Annotated in this window: 13 protein-coding genes; 4 read left to right on the top strand and 9 right to left on the bottom strand. The window is 66.8% G+C overall.

Going from position 1 to position 17,260, the window contains the following annotated elements; all coding sequences use genetic code 11:
- Positions 1-25: 25 nt before the first annotated feature.
- From P5W99_RS31765 to P5W99_RS31755, 3 genes are all read right to left on the bottom strand, one after another.
- Positions 26-1,630, bottom strand: a complete 1,605-nt coding sequence (locus P5W99_RS31765) for a CheR family methyltransferase (protein ID WP_421028528.1) — start codon at positions 1,628-1,630, stop codon at positions 26-28.
- Positions 1,627-2,181 (bottom strand): chemotaxis protein CheW, encoded by a 555-nt coding sequence (locus P5W99_RS31760; protein ID WP_434666283.1) that lies wholly within the window; start codon positions 2,179-2,181, stop codon positions 1,627-1,629. The genes P5W99_RS31765 and P5W99_RS31760 overlap by 4 nt, the downstream gene beginning before the upstream one ends.
- A 91-nt stretch (positions 2,182-2,272) precedes the next feature.
- Positions 2,273-3,946, bottom strand: a complete 1,674-nt coding sequence (locus P5W99_RS31755; protein WP_421028526.1) for a methyl-accepting chemotaxis protein — start codon at positions 3,944-3,946, stop codon at positions 2,273-2,275.
- 558 nt (positions 3,947-4,504) lie between these two features.
- Between P5W99_RS31755 and P5W99_RS31750 the strand changes: the two genes are divergently transcribed.
- On the top strand, positions 4,505-4,789 hold the full coding sequence (locus P5W99_RS31750; protein WP_421028525.1) for a hypothetical protein: 285 nt from the start codon (positions 4,505-4,507) through the stop codon (positions 4,787-4,789).
- A gap of 167 nt (positions 4,790-4,956) precedes the next feature.
- Here P5W99_RS31750 and P5W99_RS31745 read toward each other — a convergent pair whose 3' ends face one another.
- The 4 genes from P5W99_RS31745 to aroQ form a co-directional block, all read right to left on the bottom strand.
- A complete protein-coding gene (locus tag P5W99_RS31745; RefSeq protein WP_421028524.1) occupies positions 4,957-5,631 on the bottom strand; it encodes a TetR/AcrR family transcriptional regulator in 675 nt (224 codons plus the stop codon).
- A 193-nt stretch (positions 5,632-5,824) separates the two neighbouring features.
- The gene (locus P5W99_RS31740) at positions 5,825-7,192 is read right to left on the bottom strand and encodes an MFS transporter (RefSeq protein WP_421028523.1); all 1,368 of its coding nucleotides are present in this window, start codon (positions 7,190-7,192) and stop codon (positions 5,825-5,827) included.
- Positions 7,193-7,303: 111 nt separating this feature from the next.
- Positions 7,304-8,191: a shikimate dehydrogenase gene (locus P5W99_RS31735; RefSeq protein WP_421028522.1), complete on the bottom strand. Its 888-nt coding sequence runs from the start codon at positions 8,189-8,191 to the stop codon at positions 7,304-7,306.
- Positions 8,188-8,679: a type II 3-dehydroquinate dehydratase gene (gene aroQ, locus P5W99_RS31730; RefSeq protein WP_421028521.1), complete on the bottom strand. Its 492-nt coding sequence runs from the start codon at positions 8,677-8,679 to the stop codon at positions 8,188-8,190. Before aroQ ends, P5W99_RS31735 begins: the two co-directional genes overlap by 4 nt.
- 329 nt (positions 8,680-9,008) lie before the next feature.
- Here aroQ and P5W99_RS31725 point away from each other — a divergent pair, with 329 nt between their 5' ends.
- The 3 genes from P5W99_RS31725 to P5W99_RS31715 all read left to right on the top strand — a co-directional run bounded on the left by P5W99_RS31725 (position 9,009) and on the right by P5W99_RS31715 (position 14,075).
- A complete protein-coding gene (locus P5W99_RS31725) occupies positions 9,009-10,925 on the top strand; it encodes a bifunctional sugar phosphate isomerase/epimerase/4-hydroxyphenylpyruvate dioxygenase family protein (RefSeq protein ID WP_421028786.1) in 1,917 nt (638 codons plus the stop codon).
- A 38-nt stretch (positions 10,926-10,963) separates the two neighbouring features.
- On the top strand, positions 10,964-12,142 hold the full coding sequence (locus tag P5W99_RS31720) for a porin (RefSeq protein ID WP_421028520.1): 1,179 nt from the start codon (positions 10,964-10,966) through the stop codon (positions 12,140-12,142).
- 370 nt (positions 12,143-12,512) lie between these two features.
- Entirely contained in the window at positions 12,513-14,075 is a 1,563-nt protein-coding gene (locus P5W99_RS31715; RefSeq protein ID WP_421028785.1) for an inorganic phosphate transporter, read from the top strand.
- Positions 14,076-14,100: 25 nt separating this feature from the next.
- Here the strand turns inward: P5W99_RS31715 and P5W99_RS31710 are convergent, their stop codons facing one another.
- On the bottom strand, positions 14,101-15,300 hold the full coding sequence (locus P5W99_RS31710; protein WP_434666276.1) for a J domain-containing protein: 1,200 nt from the start codon (positions 15,298-15,300) through the stop codon (positions 14,101-14,103).
- Between the two features lie 126 nt (positions 15,301-15,426).
- Positions 15,427-17,244, bottom strand: a complete 1,818-nt coding sequence (locus tag P5W99_RS31705) for a cobaltochelatase CobT-related protein (protein WP_421028518.1) — start codon at positions 17,242-17,244, stop codon at positions 15,427-15,429.
- Between the last annotated feature and the right edge of the window lie 16 nt (positions 17,245-17,260).

Below are 17,260 nucleotides of genomic sequence, written 5' to 3'. Positions count from 1 at the left end.
GTCGTTCAGGTATGGGGAGGTCGAGTCACGCATCCGCGTCTCCGTGGCGACGCGACACGGCTGGCGCGGCGCGTTCGGCGCGACGCATCAGGCGGCGCGCACCCTGCGCGTCGCCCTGCACTTCGAGCAGCGCGGCCAGATGCGTGAGCGCCTCGTAATGGCCGGGCTCCAGATACAGCGCCTTGCGATAGTGCTCCAGCGCCTGCGCGGGCCGGCCCTGAGCGTCGGCGATCAAGCCGAGCAGATACCACGCCTCTGCATCTTGCGGGGATGCTTGCGCGACTTGCGCGGCGGCGCGGGCGGCTTGGTCGAGCGCGCCCGAATCGGCGAGGCGGCGCGCGGACGCCAGCGTAGCGACGCCCGACGTAGCGACGCCCGGCGTAGCGACGCCCGGCGCGGCGAATGCACCATTCACCTGTACCGCCGGCTGTGCGCGTGCGCCCCCCAAGCTTGCAAGCGGCGCGCCGGCGGCGCGCGCAACCGAAAACGCTTTCCCCGCCGCCACAGCCGCGGCACCCGCGACGCCGCTCGTGCGCGCGGACAGCGCAACGGACGGCGCATGCCGCGCCAGCGGCGGAGCCTGCACGGCGGAATGCAGCGCCACGGTGGGCAACGCATTTGGCAACGCATTTGGCAACGTCTTCGGCAACGCAGCAGCTGCCCCCGCCCCGGCAACCCGTAAGGCATCCGAATCATGCGCCCGGCGCACGGCGCGCTCATCCGGCGCGATAAAGCCAAACGCCAGCGGAATCTGCGCCGAGATCCAGTCATGACGCATCATGAGCCCCGTTTCGGCCGGCCCGACGAAAATCATGCCGCCCTCGGCAAGGCGCGCGCGCAGCAGGCCGATCGCGCGGTCCTGCGCCTCGCGATCGAAATAGATCAGCACGTTGCGGCAGAAGATGAAGTCATAGCGCACCGGATGCGCCGCGAGCCAGTCGAACAGGTTCGCGCGCTCGAACGACACGGCGCGCCGCACGGCGTCGGCGAGCTGCCAGCCGTCCGGCGCCGCATGAAAGTAGCGCTCGCGAAACCCGCCAGGCGCCGGCGCATCGCCGCGAAACGCATTGCGCCCATACACGCCGCGCGTGGCGGCCTCGATCGAGGTGGCGCTGATATCGATGGCATCGATGCCGAACTGCGTGTGCGCGAGGCCCGCATCCATGAGCGCCATCGCCGCCGAATAGGGTTCCTCGCCAGTCGAGCACGGCACGCTGAGCACCCGCACGAGTTCGCCGGGTGCCGCCGCATGGCGCTGCACGCCGCCGCGCGCGAGCGCTGCGAATGCTTCGCGCTCGCGGAAGAACCAGGTTTCGGGCACGACAAGCGCGTCGATGAGCGCCTGGCGCTCGGCGACATCGGTCGTCAGACGCGCCCAATAAGCGTCGCACACCGCTTCGGGCAGCGCCGCGCCGCCCTCCCATTGCGCCGGCAGCGCACCTGCGCGCGCAGCGCTCGCCTCGTGAGGCGCGGTCTTGCCACCGTGGTCGTGCCCGGTCACGGTCAGGGCCGCGCGCGCGGCCACCGCGCGCGCCAGCGCGTGAGCGCCCAGCGATTCGGCGTCGATGCCGGTCTGCTGCGCGAGCCAGGCCACGAAGCGCGGGTCCACCTGCTGCGGGGCGGACATCATGGCGCGCGCCCGGTCGGCGAAACGCTGCCGGAAGCCGCATCGCGCCAGGTGGGCGGATCGGGAAACAGCAGCGCGCGCACCCGCTCGTCGAGCAACTGCTCGACCTTCACCCATTGCACGAAACCGTGCGGGTCGCTTGCCACCGGGCCGAGCCAGCGCGCCTCGGGCGTCGCGATGCCGGCTTCGGCGAACGCTTCAGGCGAAAGTGTCTGGGTGCGCGTCGCGCATTCGAGCAGCAGCGCGATGCGGCGCGGCGGCACGCCATCGCCGGGGGTAAGCGCAGGCGTGGCCGAAAGCGTATTGGAAGCCGCCGGCGCGTTGTCGTCCACCAGCACGAGCCGCGTCGACATCAGCATGCGCGCGGGCCGGCCGAGCGCCAGCATCGCCATGTCGATCACCGGCACCGGCGCGCCCTCGTGATCGATCACGCCCGCGATATACAGCGGCGTGCCCGCGAACGCGCGCACCGGCTGCAGCGGCAGCACGCGCACGATGTCGCGCGCATCGAGCGCGTAACGTTCGCCGTCCAGCTCGAACACGAGAAACAGCATCGCGGCTCCGTTCAATGAAACGGCAAGCCAGGCTCGCCGCTGCCCAAGCCCACACCCGCACTTATGCCCGCAAGCATCGGCATCAATCCGCTCACGCCTCGATCCTGAAGCGCGACACGCCGGTGCGCAGCTCGTTGGCCACGAGCGTGAGGTTGTCGATGGCCTGCGACGACTGGCGCAGCGACTCCGCCGTCTGCTGCGCGGCTTCCGAAAGCTGCGTGAGCGCCTGGGTGATCTGCTCGGCGCTGGTGGCCTGCGCCTGCATGCCGTCGTTGACCACCTGGAAGCGCGGCGCGAGCGTCTGCACCGCGCCGATGATCTGCGAAAGCTGCGCGCCCACTTCCTGCACGTCGTGCATGCCGCGGCGCACTTCCTCGGCGAACTTGTCCATGCCCATCACGCCCGCCGAGACCGCCGACTGGATCTCCTTGACGGTCTGCTCGATGTCGTAGGTGGCCACCGCCGTCTGGTCGGCGAGACGCCGGATCTCGGTCGCCACCACGGCGAAGCCGCGTCCGTACTCGCCGGCCTTTTCAGCCTCGATGGCGGCGTTCAGCGAAAGCAGGTTGGTCTGGTCGGCAACCTTGGTGATGGTCGCCACCACCTGGTTGATGCTCACGGCCTTCTCGTTGAGGATCGAGAGCTTGGCGTTCACCGAGCCCGCCGCCTCCATCACGCTGCGCATGGTGTCTTCCATGTGCGTGAGGCCGCTCTGGCTCGTGCTCGCGAGCGCTGCCGACTGCTCGGCCACGGTCGCCACTTCGCCCATCGTGCGCACGAGGTCGCGCGCGGTCGCGAAGATCTCGCGCGAAGTCGCGCCGATCTCGGTCGTGGTGGCCGCGGTCTCGCTCGCCGTGGCCTGCTGCTCCTTCGAGGTGGCCGCTACTTCGGCCACCGAGGTGCTCACCTGCAGCGACGACTTCTGCGCCTGGGCCACGAGGCTCGTGAGCTCGTCGCTCATGCGGTTGAAACCGTCCTCGAGCACGCCAAATTCGTCCTGACGGTTCAGTTGCAGGCGCTGCGAGAGATTGCCCATGCGCATTGAATCGTGCACCTCGACGAGGCGCGCCATCGGCCGCGTGATCGCGCGATGCAGCGCATAGCCGGTCACGAGCGAGGCGAGCAGCACGACGGCGAGCGCCGCCGCGAGCGTGATTTCGGTGCCCGCGACCGATCCGCGGATGGTCTGTGCGGACTCGTGGGCCTGTCTGCGGTTTTCGTCGACGAGCTCATTGGAGGCAGTGAGCACGTCTTGCCACGAGGCATCGATCTGGAGGAACGCGGCCTGCGCGGCGGCGCGTTGCGCCGGCAATTGCCGCGCGACGGCCATCAGTTGCGGCAGAAAGCGCGCGTAAGCGTCGCGAAAGTGCTGGTACTGTGCGCGGTCGTCGCCGCGAAACACCGTGGCCTCGTAGTGCGCGCCGTTCTCGTCGACCTGCTTGACGGCGGCGGGCAACTGGCCGAGCACGCGCGCCATGCCGGCCGCATCGGGCTCGACAAAGGTGGCGCGCTCGACGATGTCGTGCACGTCGGAGGTGGACGCGCGCAGCGCCGTCGAATAGTACAGCCCCGGCACGGAATCGCGCGTGAGGCTCACGGCTTCGTCGTCGATGGTGCGCAGGCGGTTGTAGGAGATCGCGGCCATCACGAGCATGAGCACGAACAGCAAGCCGAAGCTCAAGACGATGCGCGTTCCAAGGGTATAGCGACCTTGAGTCTGGCGCGGCAGTCCGGCGGAGCCGGAACGGGGCATGGCTGTGCTCATTACGCGTGGCCTTATCCGGGTGACGAAGAATGACGCCCGTTGCTCGCGCCATGTGCGCAAACGAACAGACGCCGCAGCAAAAGCCCGTGGGCCGGGCTTCCGGGGCGTAGTGTAATGCGTCCCGGCACTTTTATGGGATGAGGGAAGAACAGGATGCGCCGACGCCACACTATGCAGCGCGGATAACGGGATTACGGCAGGGATACCGAATACATGAGGCCGGGGCCATCGGAAGCCTGCGCTCGCCATCGACGGGAGACATCGGAATTCGTCGCCCGAGGATCGGACCAAGGTCCGATACCCAATGGGCGCGACGGCATATAGATTCAAACTCCCACCGGGAAACTGGCTGACACGTGGACATCAACGGAGACAGCATGACGAGCTGAAAGCGGTGCATCTGGCCAGCCACTTTGAGTCCATCTTGCTGATTAAGATCAACCGGTCCTGCGAGATCGGCGGGATGATCCAGCAAGCGGTGCTGCTTGGACCAGCAGCCCGGTCGCGATTCAGTCGTCACGGGGCAATAGACCGACGAAACGCCTGCAGGAGAGCGTCATGAAGACTTTGGTGATACTGGCATGCCTGGCATTGTCTGCGAACGCATTCGCAGAATGCGCGAGGAATGCCCGAGGTGAAACGGTATGCGGCAACGGGCAAACGGCCGGCGGCTATAACCGCAATACCGGCACGGCCTGGACATCCCAGGCGAACCAGAATGGCGTGCGGACGACGCAGACCAATCGTGGCGGGCAGGCGAAAACTATCAATGGCAAAGGCGTAGTGAAAGGCCCCGGCGGGACCACCTGTTATCGGACCGCGGCCAGTCACGGTTGTAACTGATAGCGCTTGTGCGCCCAATACGCCTTCGATCCGCTCACGCTGGCCAACATTTAAAGGTGCTACGCGGCGTAGAGGCTGATGATGGACGCTCGGAACGCCCACGATAGAGCCGTAGAAAACATGCAGAAGCATTCGTAGCCGGGCACGGTCCCTTGCGCCCGGCGATATCACCCACCTTTGCGCGCAAACCTCACCACCGCATCCACCACCATCTCGCGATGCCGCGCACGCAGCCGCGGATGCGAAGGATCGCGCCCGAACGCCGCGCCGAAAGTATGGCGGTTGCTCACGCGATGAAAGCACATCGAGCTGATGAGCAAGTGCAGATCGATGGGATCGATGTCGTCGCGGAACGCGCCCGTGCGCACGCCGCGCGCGAGCAGATCCTCGATGGTGCGGATCACGCTGGCGTTGCGGCTGCGAAACGTCTTGAGCCGCTCGAGGTACTTCGCGCCGTGAATGTTCTCGATCGTCACGAGACGCACGAAGTCGCGATGGCGGTCGTGATAGTCGAAGGTGAATTCGACGAGACGCTTCAAGCCTTCCTCGGGATCGAGCTCGTCGATATGCAGGTCCTGCTCCAGCGCACGGATATCGGCGTAGACCTTGTCGAGCACCGCTTCGTACAGCCCTTCCTTGCTGCCGAAGTAGTAATAGAGCATGCGCTTGGTGGTGTGGGTGCGCTCGGCGATCTGATCCACGCGCGCGCCCGCGAGGCCCATGGCCGAAAATTCGGCGGTCGCCACTTCCAGAATATTGCGCTTGGTCTGCTCCGGGTCGTACTTGCGCCGGCTTTCGGATTGAGCGTCGTTGCTTTCGGCCGAAGCCACCGGTCTTGCCATTTTTCTGAGGAACGCGAGTGGGAAGGAATGCGGCCGATTCTAGCATGGGCTTCTGCGCATCCTTGCTGGCCGGCCCGCGCCAGACCGGCCTCCCTGAGGGCCTTCGTTGCGCCTTCTCGCGGCCCGTCTGGCGAGCCGCCCGGCGACCCGGCGACCCGGCGCGGGCCGCCGGAGCGCCAGGCCCGAGTGCCTTTTACAGCTCGATGCGCTTGATATCGCCGACCACGAAGATGTACGACGCGGCGCCCACCAGCGCAATCGCGCCGATGAACGCGAGCGCCCACACGAACGAGCCCGTCGCGCCCACGATCAGCCCGACCACGAGCGGCGTGACGATGCCGGCAAGATTGGCCGCCAGGTTGAAGATGCCGCCCGTGAGGCCGAGCATGCCGGCCGGTGCGATATCGGAGACGAGCGTCCAGCCGAGTGCGGCCATGCCCTGCGCGAAGAACGCCACCGAAAGAATCACGATCACCGTCACGTTGCTCTGCACGAAGTTCGCGAGAATGATGGACGATGCGAGCAGCAGGCCGGCGATGATCGGCAGCTTGCGCGCCACGTTGGCCGAGAAGCCCCGGCGCAGCATCCAGTCGGAGAACGTGCCGCCGAACATCACGCCAACCGACGCCGCGATAAACGGCATGATCGCGAAGAAGCCGATCTTGAGCCAGCCCATGTGGCGCTCGGTGGCAAGATAGGTCGGGAACCAGGTGAGGAAGAACACGAGCGTGGAGTTGCCCGCGAACTGGCCGAGGCAGATGCCCGCGAGCTGGCGCTTGCGCAGCAGCTTGCCGGCCATGCGCCAGTCGAAGGCCTTCTTGCCCGCTTTCTTGTCCCCTTGCTGGCCCTCGACCGCGGCTGCGTCGTGCCTGGCAAGACCGCCGCCCGCCTCGATATAGTCGAGCTCCGCGCGATTGGCGCCCGGGTGATCGTGCGGCTCGCGGTAAAACGCCCACCAGATCAGCCCGAACACAATGCCCGCGCCACCCACCACATAGAACAGCGAGCGCCAGCCGTACGCGCCCATCAGCGCGAAGAGGAACGGGCTGAAGAACGCGAGACCGATATACTCGCCCACCGTATAGGTTCCGGTCGCGAACGCGCGCTCGTGCTGCGGGAACCAGGTCGCCACCACGCGGCTATTGGTGGGGAAGCACGGCGACTCCGCCACCCCGAGCCCCAGCCGACACGCGAGGAGCGCGCCCACGCTGCCCACGAAGCCCTGCACGAGCGTGCACAGCGACCAGAACGTCATGGCGAGGTAATACGTGAGCTTGCTGCCGAAGCGGTCGAGGAACACGCCGCCCGGAATCTGCGCGACCACATAGCTCCACGAAAACGCCGAAAACAGCAGCCCCATGAGCGCCGCGTTAATGCCCAGTTCCTTGGTGAGCTGCGGGGCCGCGATGCCGAGCACCGTGCGGTCCAGATAATTAATCATGGTGCCCACGGCCAGCAGGCCGAGGATGCGGTAGCGCGCCTTCGAGCGCCGCAACGCGCCTTCTGCGGGCGCGGCGGCAAGGGTAGGCGCGTCGCGCCCCGTCGATACAGGTGGTGCCATGTCTCTCTCCTGTCGACCAGAGTTGGCGGTTTGGCGCTTAACTCTGGTCCCATGTAAAACCAACTATCTATGTACGTGTAGCGCCGCCGTTATGCTCGAGCGGCGGGTAACTTATTGGCCGGCGTCCTGCGCCAGCATCGACTGCAAATGCGCATACATCCGCTCGGCGTCCGGCTCCTGGCCGGTGAACAGCCGGAACGCGTCCACGGCCTGGTAGACCGCCATCCCGCCGCCGCTCAAGACACGGCAGCCGCGCGCCTCGGCCGCTTCGAGCAGCGCCGTGCGAATCGGGAAATAGACGATGTCGGCCACCCACAGGCGCGCGTGCAGATACTCGGCCGGCAGTGGCAAGCCAGGCAGCTTCGCCATGCCGGTGGGCGTCGCGTGAATAAGGCCCGTGGCGGCGGCCAGCGTCTGCTGCAAATCGCCATCGCTGCCCGCGCTCACGCGCGCCGCGGGAAAGCGTGCCTGCAATTCGCTGGCGAGCGCCTGAGCGCGTGTGGCGTCCACGTCGAACAGCGTGAGCGCGCGAGCCCCCATCTGCAGCGCGGCATGGGCGACTGCCGCGCCTGCCCCGCCTGCTCCCAGTTGCACGATTGCTTCGAGCGAGACGTCGGGCAGCCCGCGCTCGAACGCGGCGGCAAAACCCGACCAGTCGGTGTTGTGGCCGATGCGCCTGCCATCGCGGAACAACACGGTGTTCACAGCGCCCAGCGCGCGCGCATCGTCGGAGAGTTCGTCGAGCAGGGGGATCACGGCCTGCTTGCACGGATAGGTGATGTTCAGGCCGTCGAAACCCATGCGCTGCGCCGCGAGCAGCAGCTCGGGCAACGCGTCGACGGTGAGGCCGAGCGCATCGAGATCGATGCGCCGGTACACGGTGTTGAAGCCGAGCTCGCGCCCTTCCTTCTCATGCATCGCGGGCGTAAGCGAGCCGCCGATGCCCTTGCCGATCAGCCCGCAGAGAAACGAGCGCGGCTTGTTCGAGTGCTCGCTCATTTCGCCCCCTTATTCGCAGCTGTAGTTGCCGCCTTATTTGCCATCTTCGCTGCCAGCAGCGCGGCCATGCGTTCGAGCGCGAGCACATAGCCCTGGGTGCCGCAACCGATGATGATCGCCTCGGCAATCGGCGAGACGAACGAATGGTGCCGGAACGCCTCGCGCTTGTGGACGTTCGAGATATGGACCTCGATCACGGGCTTGTCGATGGCGGAAAGCGCATCGGCAATCGCAACCGAAGTGTGCGTATAGGCAGCGGGGTTGATGACGACGCCGTCGATGCGCGTGCGCGCCTCGTGCAGCCAGTCGATCAACTGATGCTCGGCGTTCGACTGGCGGAAGTCGACTTCGATGTGAAGCCGCTCGGCGGCTTCGCGGCACAAGCGCTCGACGTCATCGAGCGTTTCGGACCCATATATCGCGGGCTCCCGCGTTCCCAGCAGATTGAGATTCGGCCCGTTCAGGACCAGTACCGACGGCAATAGCATCAGGCGCTCCAGAATACACAACGACAACTCGAAAACGGCTTTGCAACAACGCGGGTGGCGAGGCATTTGCAGGCGCATTCGCCCGCACTGCTGCAAATACGCTCACCCCACGCATGGCCGCCAGTGTGCCCCGCTCATGCGCGCGGGTCACCCTGGGGTTTTCGAGAATTTGTACTAACTAGTTAGTTTTATTATCCTTGCAGCACTCCGGCGGCGCTTGCGTGTTCCAGTCTTGCCGGCACCGCCGGCCTGCCGGTCCCCTGGTTATCGTTCATCCGCTGCCGCGCCACGCCATGTCCAAGCTGCCTCAAAGTCCCACTCTCGCTCCGTTGTGCCGCTCCATCGCGACCGTTTCGATCAGCGGCACGCTTGCGGAAAAGCTCGCCGCCATCAGCGCCGCGGGTTTCACGGGCGTGGAGATCTTCGAAAACGACCTGCTCTATTTCGAAGGCTCGCCCGCCGATGTGCGCCGCATGGCCGCCGACCTCGGGCTCGCGATCGTGCTGTATCAGCCGTTTCGCGATTTCGAGGGCGTGAGCCCTGAACGGCTCGCCCGCAATCTGGAGCGCGTGAAGCGCAAGTTCGACGTGATGCACGAACTGGGCACGCAGCGGCTGCTGGTGTGCAGCAACGTCTCGCCCGACACGATTGGCGACGACGCGCTCGCCATCGATCAGCTTGGCCAGCTCGCGCAGGCCGCCGGGCAGGCAGGCGTGGTGACCTGCTACGAAGCGCTCGCCTGGGGCCGCCACGTGCGCACGTACCGCCATGCATGGCAGCTCGTGAACGCCGTGAATCATCCGCATCTCACGCTTGCGCTCGACAGCTTCCACACGCTCTCGCTCGACGACACGCCCGATGCCATCGCAACGATTCCCGGCGAGCGCATCGGCTTCGTGCAGATCGCCGACGCGCCGAAGATGAACATGGACGTGCTCGAATGGAGCCGCCATTACCGCTGCTTTCCGGGCCAGGGCGATTTCGCGCTCGCGGACTTCACGGCGCAGGTGGTGAAGAGCGGCTACACGGGCCCGCTCTCGCTGGAAATCTTCAACGACGGCTTTCGAGGCGCGCCGCCGGCGGCCACGGCAACGGATGGCCATCGCTCGCTGCTGCTGCTCGAAGCGCTCACGCGTGAGGCACTGCACAGCGCGGACAAAGCCGCGCCGCTCTACCACCCGAGCGCGCCGCCGGCGCATGCGGGATGGCAATTCCTCGAGTTCGCGGTGGACGACGGCGCACGCCGGCGCGTAGCCGACTGGCTCGAAAAACTCCATTTCCGCCTCGCGGGGCAGCATCGATCGAAGGACGTGACGCTCTATCGGCATGGCTCGGCGGCCATCGTGCTGAACGCCGAACCCGATTCGTTCGCCGATGCGTTTTTCCAGCGCCACGGGCTTTCGCTATGCGCCTCGGCATTGCGCGTGGACGACGCGCGCCTCGCGCTCGAACGCGCAGCGGGCTTTGGCTATCAACCGTTTTCGGGCCGCGTCGGCCCTAACGAGCGCGTCGTGCCGGCCGTGCAGGCACCGGACGGAAGTCTTAACTATTTCGTTAACGAGCAGCCGGGCCAGCCGACGCTCTTCGAAGCCGATTTCGTCCTCACCGACGTGGACGGTCCCACGGAGGTCGGCCCCATCACCGGCATCGATCACGTGAGCCTTTCGCTGCCGGCCGGTTCGTTCGATGCGTGGGTGCTGTTTTTGAAAGCGGTGTTCGGCCTGCAGGCGAGCGCCGCCGTCCTGCTGCCCGATCCGTATGGCCTCGTGCGCAGTCGCGCGCTCTTCAGCGCGGACCGTGGCTTGCGCATGGTGCTCAATGCGTCGGTCGATCCGCACACCGCCACCGCCGAGACCGTGCGCGCCTATCACGGCACCGGCCTGAACCACGTGGCCTTCAGCACCGCCGACATCTTCCGCGCGGTGACGGAGTTCGAAGCGGCCGGCGTGCCGCTGCTGCGCGTGCCGGCCAACTACTACGACGATCTGGACGCGCGCCACGCACTACCCGCTGAATTCCTCGACGCGCTGCGCCAGCACAACCTTCTGTACGACCGCGACGAGCAAGGCGGCGAGTTCCTGCACGCTTACACCGAAACACTCGATCAGCGCTTCTTCCTGGAACTGGTGGAGCGGCGCGGCGGCTACGACGGATACGGCGCGCCAAACGCCGCAGTACGTCTCGCCGCGCAAGCCCGCCAGCGATCAAGGGCGGCGAGCCAGGACAGCGCCGCAGACAATAAATAAGCAATCCTGTTGTTATTGATTATTGGAGATCTACAACGATGAAGAAGACTGGCTTTGGCCCGGGGATTTTCGTGGCTGCGGGCGCAGCACTGATTGCGAGCCCCGCATTTGCGCAATCCAGCGTCACGCTGTACGGCGCAATCGACGACGCGATCACTTACGTCAACAACCAGAACGGCCACTCGAATGTGTATCTGCGCCAGGGCAACCTCTATGCGTCGAAGTTCGGCCTGCAAGGCAAGGAAGATCTGGGCGGCGGCACGCTCGCGATCTTCGACCTGCAGAACGGCTTCGATCCGAACAGCGGCGCGCTCCAGACCAACGGCCTGATTTTCAACCGCCAGGCCTATGTGGGATTGCAGAACCGCAGCGCGGGCCAACTCACGCTCGGCCGCCAATACACGCCCTACTATCAGTTCGTGGGGCCGCTCACGGGCAGTAGCTGGCTCACGGGCGCAACCGGCGCTCACCCCGGCGATATCGACGGACTCGACACCACCGTGCGCATCAACAACTCGGCGGTTTACACGTCGCCCAGCTGGTACGGCGTGCAGGCAAGCGCCATGTATGCGTTCGGCGGCATTGCAGGCAGTACCGGCAAAGGCCAGACATGGAGCGCTGCGCTGCGCTACACGAATGGCCCGGTCTCGCTCGGCGCGGGCTATCTGCGCATGGACAACGCCGCGATCACGGGCGGCTTCGACAGCGCGTCGACAGCAAGCTTCGGCAAATCGTCGCTGAACACCGGCTACGTCTCGGCGCGCGCTGTTCAGCACGTGGCGGTGGCAGGCAACTATACGATCGGCAATCTGATGTTGGGAGCGTCGTATTCCAACGTCGAATACCTCGCGGGCGGCAAGTCGCTGTTCGGCTCCACAGCTGTCTTCAACACGTGGGCCGCGCTTGCCACCTGGCGCTTCACGCCCGCGTTCGACGTGGGCGGCGGCTATGCATATACGCTGGCCTCCAGGGCCAACGGCATCAGCGACGCCGCACGCTATCAGCAGATCTCGCTCAAGGAGACGTATCACCTTTCCAAGCGCACTTCGCTCTACGCGCTGGAGGGCTATCAACACGCGAGCGGGCAGACCCTGGGCGTACACGGCGCGAGCGACATCGTCGATGCGAGCCCCTCCGTAGGCGATTCGCAAAACAGCACGCCGTCGAGCACGCGTTCGCAGTTCGTCGGCATGGCGGGCATTGCTGTGTTGTTCTAAGGCGGACACCCAGGTAGGGACACCCATGTCGGGCCGCGCAGTTTGCGGCCCGACATGCGTCTATACGACGCGATTCGCGGCGCTCCCGCGTCACGCGGGCGTCTGTGCACGGCAGCAGCGCGCAGCGGTGTCATTCCGGCTCCGATGATCGAATCATTATGAGACACTGGCGCGTCTCGATCGAGCCGCCCCGGTTCTGGCGCGCTCGACGCGTCCGCCACCCTTGGCGCCATCGGTTCGCGGCGTCATCGCACATGAGGTTTCCACGGCTGCGCGCGAGGCTCATGAGCCCAACCATCAGCGCACATTCATGCCGGACGTTCCCCTATCCCAGCCGGGCCAGCCGCGCCTGCCCAGCCAGCCGCGCGCCATGCAGCCGCGCAGCCGCGGCCTGGCCGCCGCGCTCTTCTTCCTCGTCATCGCAGCAGGCACGGTCTATGTTATCGATCATCTCGTCGTCGACCTGAGCACGGTGCAAGGCCGGTCCGCGCTGCCGTTCGTCCTGCTCGGCCTCGCGCTCCTCATCGCGCTCGGCTTCGAGTTCGTGAACGGCTTTCACGACACCGCCAACGCCGTCGCCACGGTCATCTACACGAATTCACTCGAACCGCATACCGCCGTGATCTGGTCCGGCGCGTGGAATTTTCTTGGCGTCCTCGTTTCGAGCGGCGCGGTCGCGTTCGGCATCCTGCAGCTGCTGCCCGTGGAATTGATCCTCCAGGTGGGCAGTCACGCGGGCTTCGCCATGGTGTTCGCCCTTCTGATCGCGGCCATCCTCTGGAATCTCGGCACCTGGTATTTCGGACTGCCCTCGTCGAGCTCGCATGCGCTCGTGGGCTCGATCATCGGCGTGGGCATCATGAACCAGTGGATCAGCGGCCCCTCCGGCACGTCCGGGGTCGACTGGACCCAGGCGCTGGGCGTGGGCAAGGCGCTGCTGTTTTCTCCCATGGCAGGTTTCGTGCTCTCCGCGCTCGTGCTGCTCGCGTTGAAGCTGTTCGTGCGCGCGCCGCGCCTTTATCGCGAGCCGCCGTCGAACGAGCGGCCGCCGCTCTGGATCCGCGCGTTGCTGATTCTCACCTGCACGGGCGTCTCGTTCGCGCACGGCTCCAACGACGGGCAGAAAGGCATGGGCCTCATCATGCTCATCCTGATCGGCGTGGTGCCCACCGCCTATGCGCTCAACAAGGCCGTCACGCCCGAGCAGACCGTGACCTTCGTGGCCGCCGCGCGCACGGCTTCGGCCACGCTCGCGCGCTACGTGCCTGAAGGGCCGCGCGAGGCGCTGCCCGCGAATCCGCGCGCGGAAGTCGAAGCCTACGTGAGCACGCACCGCCTGCGCCCCGCCACGCTGCCTGCGCTGCGCGCGCTCACCGACACCATCGGCGACCAGGTGAGCAGCTCCGGCTCGATGGCGCAGGTGCCGCAAGCGATCGTCGACAACGTGCGCAACAACATGTATGTCGCTTCCGAGGCCATCCGGCTGATGGAGAAAGCGCACGAGCCCGCCTTCTCGGCCGCCGACGCCGCCACGCTGGACGCCTTCCGCAAGCAGATGGACCACGCCACCAAGTTCATCCCCACCTGGGTGAAGGTGGCGGTGGCCATCGCGCTCGGGCTGGGGACGATGGTGGGCTGGAGGCGCGTGGTAGTGACCGTGGGCGAAAAAATCGGCAAGCAGCATCTGACCTACGGGCAAGGCGCTTGCGCCGAAGCCGTGGCCATGCTGACCATCGGCATGGCCGACGCCTACGGCCTGCCCGTTTCGACCACGCACGTGCTCGCTTCCGGCGTTGCCGGCACGATGGCCGCCAATGGCTCGGGCCTGCAATGGGGAACCGTGCGCAATCTCGCGCTTGCGTGGCTGCTCACGCTGCCCGCGTCGATTGCGCTTTCTGCGCTGCTCTATTGGGTGTTCCGTCAATTCTTCTGAACAAAGCGCGCGGCACAAAGAAATCTCATAGCCGCGCCGCGAGGTCCATCTCGATCCGTCTGCGCAAATCGCGCACGACTTTCGCCGCCGGCAAAAGCCACCACGCCGGCGCATACACGCCGAAGCCCCAGGCGATGCGCGTCTCGCCCGCGCTCACGGCGCGCGCGCGGCAGAGGAAGATCACGGCCTGGTGCGCTTCCCTCTCGCTCTGCCCTGGCCGCGCCGTGGAATAGCGCAGGACCGCGCGCAGTTCGAAGCCCGTGTCGCCGGGCAATTGCTTGAGCGTCTCGATGCTCCATTGCGCGCCATGCCGGCCCGTGCCGCGCAGCGCGGCGCACACACGCAGCCACGTTGCATGCGCGGGCAGCGGCATGCCATGCTCGCGCCCCGCACGATCGGCGCGATAGAAGGTCCGCTGCGCCCACGCATAACCGCCTGCCAGCACCACGCCCACAGCAATCAGCAGGCCTTGCAGCGTTTCGCCGAGCCAGCGCCACGAACCGCCCGCGTCGAATATGCTGAATACGATCTTGTGCGCCACCACAAAAATGACGATGCACATCACAACAATACCGCTCAACGTCATCAGCCAGCCGCGTGCGGGGTCGTCGAAACGCGAGTAGAAGAAGTCGCGCACGGGGTGCCGTTCGGGCAGCGCGAGGTCCGCATCATGATGGCTTGCGTGGCTCCCGTTGCCATTCGCGGAACCGGCGGGACTGGCGGAGCCGGCCGCCTGAGCCTGCTCGCGCCGCTCCGCGGCGCTCGCACGCTCACGTGTAGCGTCCTCGCGCAAGCGCACGAGTTCGCCGATCAGGCGTTCGCGCTCGGTCTGCATGCGCGCGAACTCGGCAAGTCCACGCAGCTTTGCGCTTTGCAACGCATCGAGTTCGCTGCGCAGCCGCTCGCGATTCAACTGGAGTTCGCGCACCTGCTCGCGCACGCGGGCAATATGCGCATCGCTCTGTGCCACACGGCTCGCGGGCGCTTCGTCGTGCACGTGCCAGTATGCCTCCAGCACCTCGCGCGCTTCCTTGATCTTCTTGAACTGCTCGGAGGACCAGTGCAGCGACGCCGGGCTCGGATGCCGCCATTTGTCTGGATGAAAGATCTGCGCCAGCTGCCGGTAGTTGTGCTTGATATCGGCCGCGCTGGCCCCGGGCTCGAGATCGAGCCGGTAATAGAGACGGTCGTAATCTTCTCGGTTCCTTGGGTCGGAGGCGGGCATGACCGGAGTGTCGATTCCGTGAAGTGCTTGAGTCGTTGAGTTGAGCAACTGCGCCGTGCGGTTGGCGGTGTTATCGGAAAAGGTATAACACGCGGGCGCTCGCGGCAAGAATCGCGGCGGATGCGCTCAACCTCGGCGCGCGCGCTGCGCCAGCATCCGGCTCAGCGTCGCGAACGCCACGGCAGGCAGTTCGTGCAGCTTGTGCACGACCACGGCGTGCGGATAGAACGCCTCGACGGCATCGTCCTGAATGCCGATGCCAACGAGCTCGATGCCCTGCTCGACCGCTTCCGCCACGCGCGCATGCAAGTCGCTGTGCAAGACTGCGGGATCGCCGTCGCTCGTGGCAGGGTAGCCGTCCGAGAGCACGAACAGCAGGCGCCGCCGCGCCTTGCGTGCGGCGAGCCGCGCAGCGGCCCACGCGAGCGCCTCGCCGTCGGGGTTCTCGTAGCCGCATTCGATCGCCGCCAGACCGCTCGCATCGCTTGAGCCGAGCGCATCGAAGCGCTTGAAAACCCGCAAATCGAGCCGCTCGACGAAGCGGTTGTAGCCGCGCAGGTCCGCGCCCGCCGCGCGGGCGCGCTCGAATTGCGCACGCATGTCGGGCGACTCGACCGAGCTGTAACCGAGCACTTCGCAGTCGAAACCAAGCTGCATGAGCGCGTCGGCCAGTGCGGCCGCGCACAGCCGCGCGAGTTCGATCTTGCGCCCCGCCATCGATCCGCTGAGGTCGAGCAGCAACGTCATGGCCGCGTCGCGGCCACGCGCGTGCTTGGCGACGCGGAACGGCGTGCGATAGCCGCGCGAGGCCGCAAGGCGGGCGAGCGCGCCACGGTCGATCTCGCCGCGCTCCTGCTCGCGCTTCCAGTGCGTGAGTTCGTCGGCTTTCAGCACGCGTTCCAGCTGGGTCTTGAGCGCCCCCGTCTCCGCGCGCGCCAGCGCCCGCAGCTTGCGCCACGCCGTGGCGTCGCCGCTGCCGGTGAGGTCGGTCACGACATCAAACGCCGTAGTGAGCGGGATCGAGCGGACCGGCTTCGCGCGCGGCGCTTCGCCAGGAGCTACGCGTGGCGGCACGGTATCGGCCTCGGAGAGCGTGGCGCCGGGCGCCGAAGCCGCATCGCCGGGCGCCTCGCTTGCGGCTTCCAGCGCCGGCGCGCCGGGATAGCCCGCGGCCTCGGCGGCGGCTGCATCGGCATCGTCTGGCGTCGACGCAAAATCGATGTCGTCGTGCGCGCCGAAGTCGTCGAGTTCGCGTGCGAGCGTTTCCTCGTCGAGGGTGTCGAGCGGGCGCGCCGTCTGCATCATAGTGTTCGCGCCGCGCGAAGCCAGCGAGCGCACAGCCGCGACGATGGCCTGCGCGGCCCGCACGCTCTCGCCGGTCGACCGGCTCGCGCGCGCCAACGCAAGCGGCCCGTTGCGGCCACCGCGGTCACCGCAGTCACCCAACGCGCGCAACGCGGCCGCCAGCGAAGCCGCGTCTTGCTCGCGCGTGCCAGGGGCTTCGTCCCACAGCGCACGCTCGATGGCCCACACGAGCCGCTCCCGCCAGGCGAGTGCGCTCCAGCGCCGCGCCGCATCGCGTGCGAACTGCGCGCGCAAGCGCTCGACATAACGGTGCGCACCCGGATAGGCCGCCACGAGCCGGGCAAGCACGCGCCGGTCCTCGACGGCCTGGGCAATGCGCCCCGTCACCCCCGCCTGGGCGGCGTCGAGCCGGGGCTGCGCGCTATGCCGCCAGCGCGCCGCGAGCAAATCGAGGTAGCCGATCAGCAAGTCTTCATCGGCTTCGACAGATTCAGCCGCGTGCGAAGGCAACACGAAGCGTCCCCGCTCCACGCGCGGCCCGCCCGCGCCGATCGACACACCAAGGCGCGGCTCGCCCGTCAACGCGCGCGCGAGCTTGCCGAGGCGCGCTTCCAGATCGTCGGTCCGTGCGCTGTCCATGATGGCTGGCCCGTCT

Origin of the sequence: Paraburkholderia sp. A3BS-1L (assembly GCF_051125215.1) — a bacterium.
Lineage (GTDB): Bacteria > Pseudomonadota > Gammaproteobacteria > Burkholderiales > Burkholderiaceae > Paraburkholderia.
This window is presented reverse-complemented; position numbering and strand designations above follow the sequence as displayed.